Below are 17,054 nucleotides of genomic sequence, written 5' to 3'. Positions count from 1 at the left end.
CAAGCAAGCGCGCCGCGATCAGCACGGCGGCCATGATGACAAGAATCAGCACGGGCTCAGGCCCGACCGGTCGAGCCGAAGCCGCCCTCGCCGCGCGCGGTCTGCTCCAGCGCCTCGGCCGTGACATAGGCCGCGCGGGTCACCGGGGCGACGACGGCCTGGGCAATGCGCTCGCCATGGTGGATGGTATAGGGCTGCTGGCCAAGGTTGATCATAATCACCCCCAGCGGCCCGCGATAATCGCTGTCGATGGTGCCCGGCGTGTTGGGCAGCGTCACGCCATGCTTCAGCGCCAGGCTGGAGCGGGGGCGGACCTGCATCTCGTAGCCTTCGGGGATCTGCACCCGCAGCCCGGTGGGCACCAGGCGGATCTGGCCGGGATCAAGCACCAGCTCGCCCCCGCCCAGGTCGGCCCGCAGGTCGGCGCCGGCCGAGCCGCGGGTCTGGTATTCGGGCAGCGGCAGCGCCGGGTCGGCGCCCGGTTCGCGCAGAACCAGAATCGTCACCTCGGCAACCATCCGCAAAGCCCCTTATTTCGGCGAGATCATCATGACCATCTGACGCCCTTCCAGCTTGGGCATCGATTCGACCTTGCCGGCCTCGCCCACATCGGCGGCGACGCGGTTCAGAAGCTCCAGCCCAAGCTGCTGGTGCGCCATCTCGCGGCCGCGGAAGCGCAGGGTGATCTTGACCTTGTCGCCCTCGGCCAGGAATTTCATGACCGAGCGCATCTTGACGTCGTAATCGTGGGTATCGGTCCCGGGGCGGAACTTGATCTCCTTGATCTCGATGATCTTCTGCTTCTTCCGGGCCTCGGCCTCGCGCTTTTGCTGTTCATACTTGAACTTGCCCAGGTCCATGATCTTGCAGACCGGGGGCGTGGCATTCGGCGAGATCTCGACAAGATCAAGCCCGGCTTCCTGTGCAAGCTCCAGACCGCGGGCGGGTGTCACGACACCGACATTCTCGCCATCTGCACCGATCAGGCGGATTTCGGCGACTCGGATGCGCTCGTTGACGCGGGGGCCGGTGTCACGGGTGGGCGGAGCGTTATGCGGTCTGCGGGCTATGGCTGTCTTCCTTATATTGCCGGGGGTTTGCGCGGTTAGATAGTCCCGCGCAGGCGCATTTTCAACCGGATTCGATGGGTCTGGCCAAGCTTTGGTGGCCAGCGCCCGCGCTTTCGCGCGGTAGTTGCGGCCGGCCTCTGCGCCCGGTCCGCGCCGGTGTCGCCGCAACGCTTTTCCCCCATGCCGCGGCATGGCATAGAAGGCCTGACCCGCCGCAGCCCTGACGGAGAAACCGATGCAGAAATTCCTGGCCGTGATCGTGATTCTTGCCCTGGCGCTTGGCGGAGTGTGGTTATGGAGCGGGGGCGATCCGACCCGGCTGACCGGCAGCACGCCGCCCGCCCCCACCGAGGCGCCAGCCGAAAACCCGCCCCCGGCGCAGGAAAGCGCCAATGCGGCCGCCGACGCCGCTGCCGATGCGGCGGCCATCGCGGCGGATGCGGCGGCCGAGGCCGCGATCTCGGCCGGACAGGCGGCGATCGGCGCGGCCGGCTCGGCCGCCGATCAGGCCGAGGCCGCCGCCGAAGCCGCCATCGCCGCCGCCGACCGCGCCGCGGATGCCGCGGCCGAGGCCAACGCGACCCCCGAACAAGCCGAAGCCGCCGCCATTGCCGCCGGCACCGCCGCCCGCGAGGCCGCCAGCGCCACGCGCGAAGCCGGCGCCGCCGCCAACGAAGCGGTCGAGATCGACGCCGCCCTGACCCCGCAAGGCTTCGACGCCGCCAAGGTGCGGGCCATGATCGACGGCGCGGACCTTTCTGCCGAACGCAAGGCCGAGCTGACCGCGCTGCTCGACGGCGCCATCCTGGACCCGGAGGCGCTGGCGCAGGCGCTGGAGCAGATCAAAGCCGCCCTGCCATGAGCTTTCCCAGCCTGACCGATTTCCTCAGGGGCGCGCGCGACCAGCTGGCCAAGGGGCCCGTCGCGCTTTTGCTGATCGAGGACGAGGCCGCAGTGCAGCAGACGTTGGCGCATCACCTGAACGCCGGGTTCAAACTGGTCCTGGCGCTCTCGCCCGAGCCGCTGCCGGCCCATGCTCTGCCAAGGGACGCCGCCGAGCGGATCGTCAACCTGCGCCACGAATCCCGCCTTGGCCGGGCGCATGTCGAGGCGGTGAATGCGGCGATCGAGGCGGCGCCCGCCGATACCTGGTTCTATTACGGCTATAATGCCGAATTCCTGTTCTATCCCTTCTCGGAAAGCCGCAGCGTGGGCGAGATGCTGGCCTTTCATGCCGAGGAACGCCGGCGGGCGATGCTGACCTATGTCATCGACCTCTATGCCCCGGACCTGGAGCGTTTCCCCGACGCGGTCAGTCTGAACGAGGCGATGTTCGACCGCACCGGTTATTACGCGCTTGGCCGCATGGACCGCGACGGCCGCTACAAGGAACGGCAACTGGATTTCCACGGCGGGCTGCGCTGGCGCTTTGAGGAGCACCTGCCGCAGGACCGCCGCCGCATCGACCGCATCGCGCTGTTTTGCAGCCAGCCGGGGCTGCGGCTGCTGCCGGATCACCGCTTCAATATCGAGGAATACAACACCTATGCCTGTCCCTGGCACAACAACCTGACCGCCGCGGTCGCCTCGTTCCGCGTGGCCAAGGCGCTGGCCAAGAATCCCGGCTCGCGCGGGCATATCCGCAGCTTCCACTGGCGGAACTCGCATCCCTTCCGCTGGAACGCCCAGCAGTTGATGGATATCGGGCTGATGGAGCCGGGCCAGTGGTTCTGAGCCGGCGCCCCGCGGTCAGGCGGCGCTGACCCGCCAGATCACGTCGCCCACGTCATCGGCCATCAGGAGCGACTTGCCGTCCGGGCCGATGGCGACGCCGACCGGGCGGCCATAGGAATATCTCTCGTCCTCGGAGAGAAAGCCCCAGAGGATGTCGCGCGGCGGCCCCGAGGGACGGCCGTCCCGGAACGGCACGAAGATCAGCTTGTAGCCCGACAGCGTCGAACGGTTCCACGAACCGTGCTGGCCGATCACCATGCCGTCGGGAAAGCCCGGCAGCGTGCCCTCGGGCATCCAGCATAGGCCCAGCGAGGCGGTATGGCCCCCCAGCGCATAATCGGGGGTGATGGCGCGGACGACCTCGGCCGGGTCCTGCGGCACACGGTCGTCCACGGTCTGGCCCCAATAGCACCAGGGCCAGCCGTAGAAGCCGCCCTCCTGCACCGAGGTCAGATAATCCGGCGGGGTCTCGTCGCCCAGCCCGTCGCGTTCGTTCACCACCGTCCAGAGCGCGCCGGTCTTGGGCTCCCAGGCCATGCCGACCGGGTTGCGCAGGCCCGAAGCGAAGATGCGGGCCTGGCCGCTTTCCAGATCCATTTCCCAGATCGCCGCACGGCCCTCCTCGGCCTCCATGCCCTCGTCGGCGATATTGGTCAGCGAGCCGACGCCGCAATAAAGCCGCTTGCGGTCGGGCGAGACGATCAGGCTGCGCGTCCAGTGTCCGCCAGGCCTGAACTCGACCAACCGGCGGCCTGGCCCGGTCAGCCGGGTCGCCTGCGGCTCATAGGCGAAGGCCAGGATGCCGTCGGTATTGCCGACATAGAAGGTATCGCCCACCAGGGCCATGCCGAAGGGCTGGCGCTGGCCTTCGAGGAAAATCTGGCGCGTCTCGGCGACGCCATCGCCGTCACCGTCGCGCAAGAGCGTGATGCGGTTGGCGCTGGTTCCCAGCGCGCGGGCGCGGCGCATGGTGGCCTGGGCGGCGCGGTCGAGCAGGGATTTCGGCGGACTGGCCTCTTGCAGGGCCTCGGCCACCAGCACGTCGCCATTGGGCAAGACCTCGATCCAGCGCGGATGCCGCAATTCGCGGGCAAAGGCATCGACCCGCAGGCCGGGCGCGGCCTTGGGCAGTTGCCCCGGCGCCCAGCCGCGGGCGGTGGGCATCTTCAGCGTCATGATGCCCTGTTTCTTCGCCTCGGGGATCGCGGGGTTGGACCCGAACGCCGGCGTCCGGGGGGCGCCCATCCGGCGCATCAGCACCATTGCCCCACCGACGAGGGCCGTCGCCTTGGCCAGAAGATCCATGGCTTTCCTTCCTGTCTGCGCGGGCCAAGGCTAGTCGGGATGCCGCGCGGGTCAATCCCGGAATGCAGCGCGGGGAGCAAATCGGCAGGGATGGCGCCGGTGGCGCCGTCCCATGAGTATTTGGAAAACGGTGAAGTTCAGCTGCGCGCTTCGCGGATCAGCCGCGCGAGATGCTCGGTCGAGGGGTCGTGGCCCGGGGCGGGCTCGCCCTCGAGCAGCGGGGCCACCTTCAACGCCAGCTCCTTGCCGAGTTCGACCCCCCATTGGTCGAAGCTGTTGATGCCCAGGATCACGCCCTCGGCAAAGACGCGATGCTCGTAAAGCGCGACGATCTGGCCCAGCGTATGGGGCGTCAGTTCGGGGATCAGCAGCGTGGTCGAGGGGCGGTTGCCCGGAAAGACGCGATGGCGGGCCTGGCGCTCCAGTTCCACGCCAGTCAGGCCCTTGGCGCGCATAAGGTCCAGCGCCTCGTCGAGCGAGCGGCCGCGCATCAGCGCCTCGGATTGCGCGAGGCAATTGGCGATCAGCAGCAGGTGGTGATGCGCAAGCTCGGGCTCGTGGCCGCGGGCAGCGATGATGAATTCGCAGGGCACCACCGCCGTGCCCTGGTGGATGAGCTGGTAGAAGGCGTGCTGGCCATTGGTGCCCGGCTCGCCCCAGACCACCGGGCCCGAGGGCAGGGTCAGGTCGCTGCCGTCCATGGCAACGCGCTTGCCGTTCGATTCCATCTCGAGCTGTTGCAGATAGGCTGGCAGCCGCGCCAGGCGGTTGTCATAGGGCAGCACGGCGCGGGTGCCGTAGCCGCAGACCTGGTGATGCCAGATGCCGACCAGCGCCAGGATCACCGGCAGGTTCTCGGCCAGCGGCGCCTCGCGGAAATGCCGGTCCATGGCCGCACCGCCGGCCAGGAAGCGGTCGAACTGTTCGGGCCCGATGGCGATCATCAGCGACAGGCCGATCGGGCCCCACATGGAATAGCGCCCGCCGACCCAATCCTCGAAGCCGAAGACGCGGTTCGCGTCGATGCCCCATTCCGCCGTCCGGTCGGTCGCCGAGGAAAGTGCGGCGAATTGCGCCGCCGGATCGGCGACCGAACCCGCCATCCAGTCCAGCGCCGTCCTGGCATTGGTCATGGTCTCGATGGTGGTGAAGGTCTTGGAGGCGACGATGACCAGCGTCGTCGCCGGGTCGAGCCCCTTCAGCGTATCGGCGATGTCGGCGCCGTCGACGTTCGAGACGAAATGCACCCGCGGCCCGTCATGCCAGGGCGAAAGCGCCCGCGTGGCCATGGCCGGGCCGAGGTCCGAACCGCCGATGCCGATGTTGATCACGTCGGAGATCTTGCCGCCCTGCCCCGCGAAGCTGCCGTCGCGGACGGCATCGGCAAAGGCGCGCATGCGGGCATGGGTGGCGCGCACCTCGGGCATGACGTCCTGGCCATCGACCAGCACGCTGGCGTCGAGGTTGCGCAGCGCGGTGTGCAGCACGGCGCGGTCCTCGGTCTCGTTGATGCGCTGGCCGGCGAACATGGCCTCGCGGCGCTCGGGGACCGAGGCGGCAAGGTCCAGGAGCAGCTCGCGGGCCTGCGCGTCGATCATGGTCTTGGACCAGTCCAGAACCAGCCCCTCGGCGCTGGTGGAAAAGCCGGCGGCGCGGTCGGGATCGGCGGCGAACAGCGCCTCGATCCGCAGCATACCCTGGGATTTGCGATGGTCTTGCAGTCGGCTCCAGATGCTCATGTCATTCCGCCCAATGCACGGTGATGTCGCCAAGGAAGGCGCGGATCGGCGCCTCGGTCGGGTCGAGGCCCTGCGCCCGCTCGAAGGCCTCGCGCTTGTCGGCGCCGGCGATCAGCAGATGGGTGTTGATCGCGCCCTGCAGCGCCGAGGCGGTCAGGGTGATCCGCGGCTCGTCCTTGATGCTGTTGACGGCCATCACCACCGGCGCGTCGGGCGCCAGCGCCAGCACGGTCTCGGAAGCCGCGGGAAACAGGCTTGCCGTATGCATGTCGGTGCCCATGCCCAAGAGCAGCACGGTCAGCGGCAGATGCGGGGCGATGGCCTCGGCGAGCGCCGGCACCGCGTCCTCGGGGTGTTCGTCGCCGGTATAGAGGTCGATGTACTGCGCCGCAGCCGCCTTGTCCTTGAGCAGGTGGCGGCGCAGGAGCCGGCCGTTCGAGCGCAGGTGCTCGCCATCCACCCAGCGTTCGTCGTTCAAGAGCACGGTAACGCGCGGCCAGTCGATCTCGCTGCCCGAGAGATAGTCGTAAAGCGGCGCCGGCGTGGTGCCGCCCGGCACGCAGAGGCTGGCGCTGTCGTTCACCCGCAGATGCTGCGACAGTTGGCCCGCCAGCCGGTCGGCCAGCGCCAGGAACAGCATCTCGCGGTCGGGATATTCGATGAATTCCACGGTCATGGCCTAATCTCCCTCCAGCGGCGGTTGTCGCGATGCAGCAGGCGCAGCGCCTCCTCGGGGCCGCTGGAGCCGGGATCGTAGGGCTCGGGCCGCTTCGAGCCGGCCTCCCAGGCGGCGATGATCGGGTCGGTCCAGGCCCAGGCGGCCTCGACCTCGTCGCCGCGCATGAACAGGGTCTGGTTGCCGCGGATCACGTCCATGATCAACCGCTCGTAGGCATCGGGCATGTCGGAGCCCTCGGCCCCCAGCGCATCGGCGAAGCTCATGTCCAGCGGCACCTGCACCAGGCGCATGCCGCCCGGCCCCGGTTCCTTGATCATCACGGTCAGGTGCATGCCCTCGTTCGGTTGCAGCTTGATGACCAGCTGGTTCGCCTTGTGCGTACCGCCGTCGTCGAAGATCGAATGCGGCGGCTCCTTGAAGGTGACGACGATCTCGCTGGTGCGCGCGCGCAGCCGCTTGCCGGTGCGCAGGTAGAAGGGCGTGCCGGTCCAGCGCCAGTTGGCGATCCGCACCTTCAGCGCCACGAAGCTTTCGGTGCGAGAAAGCGGGTTCTCCGCATCCTCCAGATAGCCGGGACCGTCGGGACCGGCCAGATACTGGCCGCGCACGATGTCCTCGGCCGCAAGCGGCTCCAGGGCGCGGATCACCTTGAGCTTTTCGTCGCGCACCGCATCGGGGTCGAAATGATAGGGCGGCTCCATGGCGATCAGGCACAGAAGCTGCATCAGGTGGTTCTGCACCATGTCCCGCATGGCACCGGAATGGTCGTAATATTCGCCGCGTCCGCCGACACCCACCGTCTCGGCCACGGTGATCTGGACATGGTCCACATATTGCGCGTTCCACAGCGGCTCGAACAGGATATTGGCGAAGCGCACCGCCATCAGGTTCTGGACGGTTTCCTTGCCCAGGTAATGGTCGATGCGATAGATCTGGTTTTCGCCGAAATGCCGGGCCAGCGTGGCGTTCAGCGCGCGGGCGGTGGCAAGGTCGCGGCCGAAGGGCTTTTCGACCACGATGCGGCTGTCCGCATCGGCGATGCCGTTGTCGGCCAGACGCTCGGCGATATCGCCGAAAAGCGCCGGGGCGACCGAGAAATAGAAGGCATGCACCACCCCCGGACGCACCCGAGCCTTGAGTTCCGCCCAGCCATCGGTGCCACGGGCGTCGATGGCGACATAGCCCAGCATGTCCAGGAAGGCGGCAAGTTGCTCCGGATCCTGGCCGGGACCGATGAACTCCTCGATCGCGGTCCGCATCTCGGCGCGGAAGGCATCGTCGTCCTGATGCGTGCGTGCGGCGCCGATGATGCGTGCACTGTCCGGCACCTGCCCCGCCACGAACCGCCGATACAGCCCGGGCACGATCTTGCGCCGGGCCAGGTCGCCGGTCGCACCAAAGATCACCAGGTCGAAATCCTCAACCGGAATGATGCGTGAAACCATCGCTGCCTCCTCATCGCTGATCTGCCGATTAGCCGATGTTAGCGGTAACATCAAGTCCTTCAAACCCGTCCTCATTTCAGTCTTGTTCGCGCGGGGGGATGATAGCGGTTCCAGGCGACGGAAATGTCGCCGTTCCCGAGGCCTCCAGCCGGGCGATGGCCTTGGCCAGGCGCGGCAGGCGGGCGCGGCGCATCACCTCCTTGTGGGTCATGTCGCCGCCGGCGGCGCGAGCCCGCGCCTCGGTCGCCGCGACGGCGGCCAGCACGGCTTCGGGCGCCCGCAGATAGAGGTCGCGCAGGAATTCGTCCGGATGGATCGCCCTGAGCCCGACCGAGGCCAGCGCGCCGCGCGGAAAGTCGCGCAGATTCGCGGTGACGATGGCCTCGGCCCCCGCCGCCAGCGCGCATTCGACCACATGCCGGTCGGCCGGATCGGGCAGGTCGAGGCCGCCTGCGCCCTGCCCCGGCTCGACCAGCGCCTGCGGAAAGCGCGATTCCAGCAGCGCGATCTCGACCCCGGCCTCGGCACCCTGCCGAGTGGCAGCATGGCACCATTCGTCCAGGATGCGCCGCGACCAGACCGGTTGGAACAGCCCCGCCGCCGCCGTGTCCACCAGGATTTCCCGCAGCACGGTCGGAAACAGCACACAGGCGTCCAGAACCGCCTTCATCCGTCCAGCCGGAAGAACAGCGCCTTGAGATAGCCGGTCTCGGCCAATTGCGGCAGCGTGGGATGGTCCGGGCCTGCCTGTCCGGTATGCAGAAGCTGCATCCGCCGCCCGCCTCGGCCGATGCCGCGGGCGCTGGCATTGCGGAACGCGGTCAGGTCGGCGGCATGGCTGCACGAGCACAGCCCCAGATAGCCGCCCGGCGCCACCAGCGGCGCGGCCAGCTTCGCCACCCGCTCATAGGCGCGCAGGCCCGCCTCCAGCGCCGGTTTCGAGGGCGCGAAGGCCGGCGGGTCGCAGATCACCAGGTCGAACTGCGCACCCTCGGCGGCCAGCGCCTCCATCTGCTCGAAGGCGTCGCCCTGCCGGGTGGTCAGTCGCGACTCGGCGCCCATGGCGCGCGCACCACCCTGCGCCAGGTCCAGCGCTGCGGCCGAGCCATCGACACAGGTGGCGTGGGCCGCGCCAGCCGCCAGCGCGGCAAGGCCGAAGCCGCCGACATGCGAGAACACGTCCAGCACGCGCTGACCCTGCGCCAGCCGCTGCGCAAAAGCATGGTTCGGGCGCTGGTCGTAGAACAGCCCGGTCTTTTGCCCCTGCGTCAGGTCGGCCAGGTAGATGGCACCGTTCATCGGCACCTCGACCGGGCCGGAAACCTCGCCCGACAGCACCTCCATCCGCTCGGGCAGGCCTTCGAGCCCGCGCACCCGGCCCTGCCCGTTCAGGATCACCGTCGAGACGCCCGCGACCTCGCGCAGCGCGGCGGCGATGTCCTCGACCATGCGCTCGGCCCAGGCGGCGTTGGGCTGGATCACCGCTGCATCGCCAAACCGGTCGATGATGGTGCCGGGCAGCCCGTCGGCCTCGGCATGGACCAGCCGGTAGAAGGGCGCGTCGAACAGCCGTTCACGCAGCGCCAGCGCCCGCTGCAACCGCGTGGCGATCCAGTCGCGGCTGATCCGCACCTGCGGGTCGGGGTCCATGACGCGGGCGATGATCTTCGATTCGGGGTTCACCGTGACCAGACCCAGCGGCCGGCGCTCGGCATCTTCCAGCACGGCAAAGCTGCCGGGCGGGATCGCCCGGGTGCGCCGGTCGGTGACCAGCTCGTCGGCAAAGACCCAGGGAAAGCCGTGGCGGATCGCCTGCGGCTTGGATTTCGGACGCAATCGGATGATGGGCAGATCGGCGGTCATGGCGGCCTCGTGCAAAACGGGGCAGGATTGCCACGGCACGCGCCCGCGGGCAAGAGCAGGCCGGTTGCAATGTTACCGCTAACAGGCTACATTGGCGCCAAAGGAGAAGCGAGCCATGACCCTGCACGCCACCATCGACCGGGTGACCGACCGCATCCGCGAGCGTTCGATCCATAGCCGCAGCGCCTATCTGGCCAAGATCGCCCGCGCCGCCGAGGACGGGCCGCGCCGTGCGCATCTGTCCTGCGGCAACCAGGCCCATGCCTATGCCGCCATGCCGGACAAGCAGGATCTTGCCACCACCCGCAAGCCGAACATCGGCATCGTCACCGCCTATAACGACATGCTCTCAGCCCATCAGCCCTATGAGCGTTACCCCGACCTGATCCGGCAGGCCGCCCATGCCGCGGGCGCCACGGCGCAGGTGGCGGGCGGCGTGCCGGCTATGTGCGACGGCGTCACGCAAGGCCGGCCGGGAATGGAACTGTCGCTGTTTTCCCGAGACGTGATCGCGCTGGCCTCGGGCGTGGCGCTGACGCATGACACCTTCGATGCGGCGCTTTATCTCGGCGTCTGCGACAAGATCGTGCCGGGGCTGATCATCGCCGCCGGCACCTTCGGCCATATTCCGGCGGTCTTCGTTCCGGCCGGGCCGATGCCCTCGGGCCTGCCCAATGACGAGAAGTCCAAGGTCCGCCAGCAATTCGCCACCGGCGAGGTCGGGCGCGAGGCGCTGATGGCCGCCGAGATGGCCAGCTATCACGCCCCCGGCACCTGCACCTTCTACGGCACGGCGAACACCAACCAGATGCTGATGGAGTTCATGGGCCTGCACCTGCCCGGCTCCAGCTTCGTCAATCCGAACACGCCTTTGCGCGAGGCCCTGACCGTCGCTGCCGTCCAGCGCGCGGCCGCGATCACCCGGCTGGGCAACGACTACCTGCCGGCGGGCGAGGTGCTGGACGAGCGCGCCTTCGTCAACGGCATCGTCGGGCTGATGGCGACCGGCGGCTCGACCAACCTGGTGCTGCACCTGCCGGCCATGGCGCGGGCGGCGGGGGTGATCCTGGACCTCGAGGATTTCCATGATCTCTCCGAGACCGTGCCGCTGATGGCCCGGGTCTATCCCAACGGCCTGGCCGACGTGAACCACTTCCATGCCGCTGGCGGCCTTGGCTACATGATCGGCCAATTGCTGGAAGCCGGACTGCTGCACGAGGACGTGCGCACCATCGCCGGCGGCGGTCTCGGGCAATATGCCCAGGAGCCCCGGCTGAAGGAGGGCCGGATCGAATGGGTCGAGGGCGCGCGCGAGACGCTGAACGACAAGATCCTGCGTCCAGCCGCCGATCCTTTCGCCCCGACCGGGGGGTTGAAGCAGCTTTCCGGCAATCTGGGCCGGGGCGTCATCAAGGTCTCGGCCGTGGCCCCCGAGCGCCATGTCATCGAAGCCCCCGCCCGGGTGTTCTCCGACCAGGATGAAGTCAAGGCCGCCTTCAAGCGCGGCGAGTTCACCGAGGATGTCGTGGTCGTCGTCCGCTTCCAGGGCCCCCGTGCCAATGGCATGCCCGAACTGCATTCGCTGACCCCTACCTTGGCCGTGCTGCAAGATCGCGGCTTGCGGGTGGCGCTGGTCACCGACGGCCGCATGTCCGGCGCGTCGGGCAAGGTGCCCGCAGCAATCCATATCTCGCCCGAGGCGGCCGATGGCGGACCGTTGGCGCGCCTCCGCGATGGCGACCCGATCCGGCTCGATGCGGTGGCCGGCACGCTGACTTGCCTCGTCCCCGATTTCGAGGATCGCGCGCCGGCCGAACATGACCCCTCGCATTCGGCCGAGGGGCTGGGGCGGGAGCTTTTCGCCGCCTTCCGCCGTAATGTCGGGCCCGCCACCGAGGGCGCGGCAGTCGTCGTCTGAGAGCCCCCCGGCCGGTAGCACGAAAGGCTCGCCATCCATCAAGGTTCGCAGCGCAAGCGCGGGTGAAAGGCCATGCCAGTCCGAGGCTTGCCGAGTTGGACGGGTCGTGGCCGCGGCTCGACCGGCCCCCGCGCGGGCAGACGGATCACCTCTGCCGCACCCACTATCTGGGGCAAGTGGAGGCGCGCAGGCCCTGCCTCCTCCGTGGGTTCGCGCAGGAACAGCACGTTCAGGCAGACCTGGCCGTCGTCGTCGCGAATCGGACAGATGCGCGCATCGACCCGGAACCGGCGCCCCGATTTGGCAATCTGCGCCAGACCATGCAGGCGCGACACGCGCCCATCCGACGTCTCCAGCATGCGCCAGAGCCGGTTCGGCCCCTTTTCCGAAGGATCCAGCAGAATCATCACCGGCCGGCCGATCAACTCCTCTCGCCGATAGCCGCACATGCCAAGATAGCTCTGGTTCACTGCGACGATATGGCCCGCGAGATCGAGAATGAGCACCGCGCGATGCGTGCCCATCGCCCGCATTGCCCATTCGAGATCGTGGTGCAGCCGTTGGATTTCGGTCATCCCGGAAAGCTCCTGCAAAGGATTTCCGGCAGCATTGCGCCAATAGGCTAAGATTCCGTTAGCGCGCGGAGATTTTTCCTCAGCATTCGGTCGGTGGGCCGAAGCGTTCGATCATCCGCTTGCGGATCTGGTCGCGCACGGTGCGGTACAGCGCCAGCTTGGCCTCGCGCCCCTCGGCCAGGCCGCTGGGGTCCATGATCGGCCAATACTCCACATCAAGATGCGAAACCCGCGTCAGTTCAAGGGCTTGCCTCTGGCTGGCGGGGGACAGGGCAATCACCAGATCGAAGCTGGTCAGGTCATCGCCCCAGGCCTTCATCTCTTCGAAGGAGCGCGCGCGATGGGTCGAAAGCTCGACGCCGATCTCCTTGCAGACGGCGATGGCGAAACCGTCGATCTCCATGTCGTTCTTGACCCCGGCCGACTGCACATAGGCGGCGCGGCCATAGAATTTCTTCATCATCCCCTCGGCCATGGGGGAACGGATGGCGTTGTGATCGCAGCAAAACAGCACCGAATGAGGAATCGGTCCGGCCACGAATCACCCCGGAACCAGGGCGCAGATCAGGGTGAACAGGCGCCGGGCGGTGTCGATATCGACCTCGGCCTTGCCCTCCAGCCGCTCTTGCAGGGTGCGGGCGCCCTCGTTGTGGATACCGCGCCGGGCCATGTCGATGGCTTCGATCTGCGCCGGCGGCAGGCGCTTCACCGCATCGAAATAGCTGGTGCAGATCTGGAAGTAATCCTTGACCGTCTGCCGGAACGGACCCAGCGACAGATGAAACTCGGCCACCTTGCTGCCCGATTCGGTCGCAATGTCGAAGACCAGGCGCCGCTCGCGCACCGCCAGCGCCAGCGCATAGGGACCGGCCGGAGGCTCCTGCCCCTCGCGGCCGGGCAGGACGAAGCTGTTGTCTTCGAGCAGATCGAAAACCGCGACGCGGCGGTCCTGCTCAAGCTCGGGCGTGGGCGGCGGCAGGGCGCTATCGTCGATATCGATCCGGCACAGCCGATTCGTGGACTGGCTCATGTCTGCCCCCTGTTGAGAACCGCCAGCCGTGCCGAAACCGAGCGGCCATGCGCCGACAAGCCCTCGGATTCGGCCAACCGCACCGCCGCCGGGCCGATCGCTCCCAGTGCCTCGGGTGAAAGCCGGGCCATGGTGGTGCGCTTGAGGAAATCCATCACCGACAGGCCCGAGGAAAACCGCGCCGAACGCGCGGTCGGCAGGACGTGATTCGGGCCGCTGACGTAATCGCCCACCGCCTCGGGCGTCCAGCCGCCCAGGAAGATCGCCCCGGCATGGCGGGTCTTGTGCGCCAGCGCCTCGGGATCGTCGACGCAAAGCTCCAGATGCTCGGGCGCCAGCCGATCCGAAAGCGCCGCCGCCTCGTCGAGATCGCGGGTGACGATCACCGTGCCATAGTCGCGCCAGCTCGCCCCGGCCACGGCGGCGCGCGGCAGGGTCGGCAGGATGCGTTCGACCTCGGCCACCACGGCACCGGCCAGCGCCGCGTCCGGAGTAATGAGGATCGACTGGGCATCGGCGTCATGCTCGGCCTGCGCCAGCAGGTCCAGCGCCAGCCATTCAGGGTTCTGCGCGCCCTCGGCGATGATCAGCACCTCGGAGGGACCGGCGATCATGTCGATGCCGACACGGCCGAAGACCTGCCGCTTGGCCGCCGCGACATAGGCATTCCCCGGCCCGGTGATCTTGTCCACCGGCCGGATGGTTTCGGTGCCGTAAGCCATGGCGGCGATCGCCTGTGCGCCGCCGATGCGGTAGATCTCGTCCACCCCGGCAAGCTCGGCCGCCAGCAGCACCAGCGGGTTCACCACGCCGCCGGGCGTCGGCACGCAGATCACCAGCCGCTCGACCCCCGCCACCCGCGCGGGAATGGCATTCATCAGCACCGAGGAGGGATAGCTCGCCTGCCCGCCCGGCACATAGAGACCGGCGGCCGAGACCGGTGTCCAGCGCCACCCCAGAGTAGCGCCCTCGGGATCGGTCCAGCCGAGATCGTCGGGCATCTGTCGGGCGTGATAGGCCCGGATGCGGTTCGCGGCCATGGCCAGCGCGGCGCGATCCTCGGCCGAGACCTTCGCCGTCTCCGCAGCGATCTCCTCCGCCGAGAAGGCCAGCGTTTCCGGCGTCAGCGCCAGGCGGTCGAAACGCCCCGTCAACTCGGCCAACGCGGCATCGCCCCGCGCCCGCACATCGGCGATGATCGCCGCAACGGCATCGTTCACATCCGCCGCATCCTCGCGCTTCATGGACAGAAGCGCCGAGAAGCGTTCGGCAAAATCGGGCTGGGCGGTGGAAAGATGGATGGGCATGGCTCGGGCCTTCAATGACCCGCCCTTGTTAGCGGCTGCGGGCAAGGGGCTCAAGCGGCGATGGCTGAACCTGGCCTTCGGCGCTGGATGGGGGGCCGGATTCGAGCATTTGGGGAACCGAGAAGCCAGAGGTCCTTCTTCGTTGCCCAAATACCCATGCAGCCGCGCAACCGGCGCGGCGCCCGGCCCGGAGGCGGCGGATCAACTGTCGGGATGCTGGGGCGCGCGGCGCGAGGGGGCGATATAGGGCCGCGTCACGTCGCGCAGCTCGACATTCAGGCACTCCGCCTCGACCGCCAGCGTGCCGTCGCCGGCGAATTCCAGCAGCAGCCTGCCGGTGCCGTCCTCGCCCGCCTGCCAGCTCAGCGCCAGCAGCTCCAGGATCAGGTCCTGATCCTTGCGGTCGATGCCATCGCTCAGCACCCGCTGCACGTCCGAGATCAGCAGCACCGCGCGCACCCGCTCGTAGGGGCGGCCGTCGCGGCGGGCCAGTTCGGCATCCTCCCAGCGAAAGCGGTTCAGGAGCAGCGCCAGCTGGCGATGGCGGGCGTCATAGACGATCTCGGACACCGGCAGGATCGCGTCCTGCACCAGGGCCGAGATCACGGTCAGGTCGTCGGCATCGCTGGCCAGCAGCGCCAGCGGCGCGGGATCGGCATCGGTGAAACGGGCGTCAGCCATCGGCGGGAACCTCCTTGATGCGTTCGATATCGGCGCCGACGCCGCGCAGCTTGCGCACCACCTTCTCGTAGCCGCGGTCGAGGTGATAGACGCGGCTGACGATGGTCTCGCCCTCGGCGGCGAGCCCGGCGAGGATCAGGCTGACCGAGGCGCGCAGGTCGGTCGCCATCACCGGGGCACCGCGCAGCTTCTCGACGCCATGCACAGTGGCATGGCCGCCATGCACCTCGATCCGGGCGCCCATGCGCGCCAGTTCCGGGGCATGCATGAAGCGGTTCTCGAAAATTCTCTCCTCCAGCACCGAAGTGCCCTCGGCAGTGCAGAGCAGCGCCATCATCTGCGCCTGAAGATCGGTCGGGAAGCCCGGGAAGGGCTCGGTGACCACATCGACCGCGCGGACACGGCCGTTCTTGCGCGAGACCTTCAGCCCGCGCCCGGTCTCGATCACCTCGATGCCCGCCTCGTCCAGCTTCTCGCAGAAGGCCGCGACCAGGTCGATGCGGCCGCCCAGGCATTCGACCTCGCCGCCGCAGATCGCCGGGGCCAGCATGTAGGTGCCCAGCTCGATCCGGTCCGTCACCACCGGATGCGTGGCGCCGCCCAGCGCCTGCACGCCCTCGACGGTGATGGTCGATGTCCCCTCCCCTTCGATCTGCGCGCCCATGCGGCGCAGGCATTCGGCCAGGTCCACGATCTCGGGCTCGCGCGCGGCGTTGTTGATGACGGTCGTGCCCCTTGCCAGCGTCGCCGCCATCAGCGCGTTCTCGGTCGCCCCGACCGAGACCAGCGGGAAGTCGATCACCGCGCCCCTGAGCCCGCCCGAGGGCGCCTTGGCATGGACGTAGCCCTCGCGCAGGTCGAGTTCCGCCCCCATCGCCTCCAGCGCGCGCAGGTGCAGGTCCACCGGCCGGGCACCGATGGCGCAGCCGCCGGGCAGCGAGACCACGGCATGGCCGTCCCGCGCCAGCATCGGCCCCAGCACCAGGATCGAGGCACGCATCTTGCGCACGATGTCGTAATCGGCCCGATGGCTGGTCAGGTCGTGGCTCGACAGCGCCAGCACCTGGCCGTCCTGAAGGCTGGCTACCTCGGCCCCGAGCGATTGCAAGAGCGCGGTCATGGTGCGGATGTCGGAGAGTCGCGGCGCATTGGTCAGCGTCAGCGGCTGGTCGGTGAGCAGCGTCGCCGGCATCAGCGCCAGGCAGGCATTCTTGGCGCCGGCGATCGGGATCTCGCCCTTGAGCGGCCCGTTCCCCCTTACAATGATCTGGTCCATCTATTCCTCGTTCCCGGGCGCCTGTCCGTTCGGCGGCATCTCTGGCCCGTGCTGCTCGTTCGTGGTTTCTGCCGATGTCCCGGCTCGCACGCGCCCCTGGGCCTTGCGCCGCGCGAGATTGGCCCGCAGCGCCGCCTTGAGCCGCGCTTCGCGTGTGTCGCTTTTGGGATCGCGGGGTGTTCTCGTCATGCCTTTCTGTTAGCGTCCTTGCCGGCTTGCGTCCAGCGGCGGCACCGTCGGCGCCGCGGCGATCGGCAACGAATGGCGAAGTTGGATTTTTTCCAACTCCCCTCTTGCGCGCCCGGCCCAGTCGGTCTAAAGCCCCGCCCACGATGCTGCGGTAGCTCAGTGGTAGAGCACTCCCTTGGTAAGGGAGAGGTCGAGAGTTCAATCCTCTCTCGCAGCACCATTATATCCTATTGAAATCTAAAA

Annotated in this window: 17 protein-coding genes and 1 tRNA gene; 4 read left to right on the top strand and 14 right to left on the bottom strand. The window is 68.3% G+C overall.

Features of this window, described 5'->3' with window-relative positions:
• Nucleotides 1–56: 56 nt before the first annotated feature.
• Both dut and infC read right to left on the bottom strand, forming a co-directional pair.
• Nucleotides 57–518 carry a dUTP diphosphatase gene (dut, locus tag AQY21_RS10350; RefSeq protein ID WP_058097588.1) on the bottom strand — a complete coding sequence of 154 codons (462 nt, stop codon included), beginning with the start codon at nt 516–518 and terminating at the stop codon, nt 57–59.
• A gap of 12 nt (nt 519–530) precedes the next feature.
• A complete protein-coding gene (gene infC, locus AQY21_RS10345) occupies nt 531–1,070 on the bottom strand; it encodes a translation initiation factor IF-3 (RefSeq protein WP_082658075.1) in 540 nt (179 codons plus the stop codon).
• Between the two features lie 235 nt (nt 1,071–1,305).
• On the opposite strand from infC, the gene AQY21_RS10340 reads away from it, so the two are divergent.
• Nucleotides 1,306–1,932 carry a hypothetical protein gene (locus AQY21_RS10340; protein ID WP_058097587.1) on the top strand — a complete coding sequence of 209 codons (627 nt, stop codon included), beginning with the start codon at nt 1,306–1,308 and terminating at the stop codon, nt 1,930–1,932.
• A complete protein-coding gene (locus tag AQY21_RS10335; RefSeq protein ID WP_058097586.1) occupies nt 1,929–2,804 on the top strand; it encodes a glycosyltransferase family 2 protein in 876 nt (291 codons plus the stop codon). Before AQY21_RS10340 ends, AQY21_RS10335 begins: the two co-directional genes overlap by 4 nt.
• A gap of 15 nt (nt 2,805–2,819) precedes the next feature.
• Here the strand turns inward: AQY21_RS10335 and AQY21_RS10330 are convergent, their stop codons facing one another.
• The 6 genes from AQY21_RS10330 to AQY21_RS10305 form a co-directional block, all read right to left on the bottom strand.
• Complete coding sequence (locus tag AQY21_RS10330) at nt 2,820–4,109, bottom strand: sorbosone dehydrogenase family protein (RefSeq protein WP_058097585.1); 1,290 nt, start codon at nt 4,107–4,109, stop codon at nt 2,820–2,822.
• 137 nt (nt 4,110–4,246) lie between these two features.
• Entirely contained in the window at nt 4,247–5,848 is a 1,602-nt protein-coding gene (gene pgi / locus AQY21_RS10325; RefSeq protein WP_058097584.1) for a glucose-6-phosphate isomerase, read from the bottom strand.
• A 1-nt stretch (nt 5,849) separates the two neighbouring features.
• Complete coding sequence (gene pgl / locus AQY21_RS10320) at nt 5,850–6,524, bottom strand: 6-phosphogluconolactonase (protein ID WP_058097583.1); 675 nt, start codon at nt 6,522–6,524, stop codon at nt 5,850–5,852.
• Nucleotides 6,521–7,972, bottom strand: a complete 1,452-nt coding sequence (zwf, locus tag AQY21_RS10315) for a glucose-6-phosphate dehydrogenase (protein ID WP_058097582.1) — start codon at nt 7,970–7,972, stop codon at nt 6,521–6,523. The genes pgl and zwf overlap by 4 nt, the downstream gene beginning before the upstream one ends.
• 76 nt (nt 7,973–8,048) lie before the next feature.
• The gene (locus AQY21_RS10310; protein WP_058097581.1) at nt 8,049–8,642 is read right to left on the bottom strand and encodes an RSP_2648 family PIN domain-containing protein; all 594 of its coding nucleotides are present in this window, start codon (nt 8,640–8,642) and stop codon (nt 8,049–8,051) included.
• Entirely contained in the window at nt 8,639–9,835 is a 1,197-nt protein-coding gene (locus tag AQY21_RS10305) for an RSP_2647 family RNA methyltransferase (protein ID WP_058097580.1), read from the bottom strand. Before AQY21_RS10305 ends, AQY21_RS10310 begins: the two co-directional genes overlap by 4 nt.
• A 115-nt stretch (nt 9,836–9,950) precedes the next feature.
• Between AQY21_RS10305 and edd the strand changes: the two genes are divergently transcribed.
• Nucleotides 9,951–11,753: a phosphogluconate dehydratase gene (gene edd / locus AQY21_RS10300; protein ID WP_058097579.1), complete on the top strand. Its 1,803-nt coding sequence runs from the start codon at nt 9,951–9,953 to the stop codon at nt 11,751–11,753.
• 38 nt (nt 11,754–11,791) lie between these two features.
• Here edd and AQY21_RS10295 read toward each other — a convergent pair whose 3' ends face one another.
• The 6 genes from AQY21_RS10295 to murA form a co-directional block, all read right to left on the bottom strand.
• A complete protein-coding gene (locus AQY21_RS10295; RefSeq protein ID WP_058097578.1) occupies nt 11,792–12,328 on the bottom strand; it encodes a PAS domain-containing protein in 537 nt (178 codons plus the stop codon).
• Between the two features lie 79 nt (nt 12,329–12,407).
• Nucleotides 12,408–12,866 (bottom strand): low molecular weight phosphatase family protein, encoded by a 459-nt coding sequence (locus tag AQY21_RS10290; RefSeq protein ID WP_058097577.1) that lies wholly within the window; start codon nt 12,864–12,866, stop codon nt 12,408–12,410.
• A 3-nt stretch (nt 12,867–12,869) separates the two neighbouring features.
• The gene (locus tag AQY21_RS10285) at nt 12,870–13,358 is read right to left on the bottom strand and encodes a UPF0262 family protein (protein WP_058097576.1); all 489 of its coding nucleotides are present in this window, start codon (nt 13,356–13,358) and stop codon (nt 12,870–12,872) included.
• Entirely contained in the window at nt 13,355–14,665 is a 1,311-nt protein-coding gene (hisD, locus tag AQY21_RS10280) for a histidinol dehydrogenase (protein ID WP_058097575.1), read from the bottom strand. The genes AQY21_RS10285 and hisD overlap by 4 nt, the downstream gene beginning before the upstream one ends.
• A gap of 201 nt (nt 14,666–14,866) precedes the next feature.
• The gene (locus AQY21_RS10275) at nt 14,867–15,346 is read right to left on the bottom strand and encodes a DUF2948 family protein (RefSeq protein WP_058097574.1); all 480 of its coding nucleotides are present in this window, start codon (nt 15,344–15,346) and stop codon (nt 14,867–14,869) included.
• On the bottom strand, nt 15,339–16,622 hold the full coding sequence (murA, locus tag AQY21_RS10270) for a UDP-N-acetylglucosamine 1-carboxyvinyltransferase (protein WP_058097573.1): 1,284 nt from the start codon (nt 16,620–16,622) through the stop codon (nt 15,339–15,341). Before murA ends, AQY21_RS10275 begins: the two co-directional genes overlap by 8 nt.
• A 334-nt stretch (nt 16,623–16,956) precedes the next feature.
• On the opposite strand from murA, the gene AQY21_RS10265 reads away from it, so the two are divergent.
• Nucleotides 16,957–17,031, top strand: a tRNA-Thr gene (locus tag AQY21_RS10265).
• Nucleotides 17,032–17,054: the final 23 nt, after the last annotated feature.

It is taken from the genome of Paracoccus sp. MKU1 (assembly GCF_001447385.1).
Lineage (GTDB): Bacteria > Pseudomonadota > Alphaproteobacteria > Rhodobacterales > Rhodobacteraceae > Paracoccus.
The sequence above is the reverse complement of the archived record's forward strand: the minus strand, read 5'-3'. Positions and strand labels throughout refer to the sequence as shown.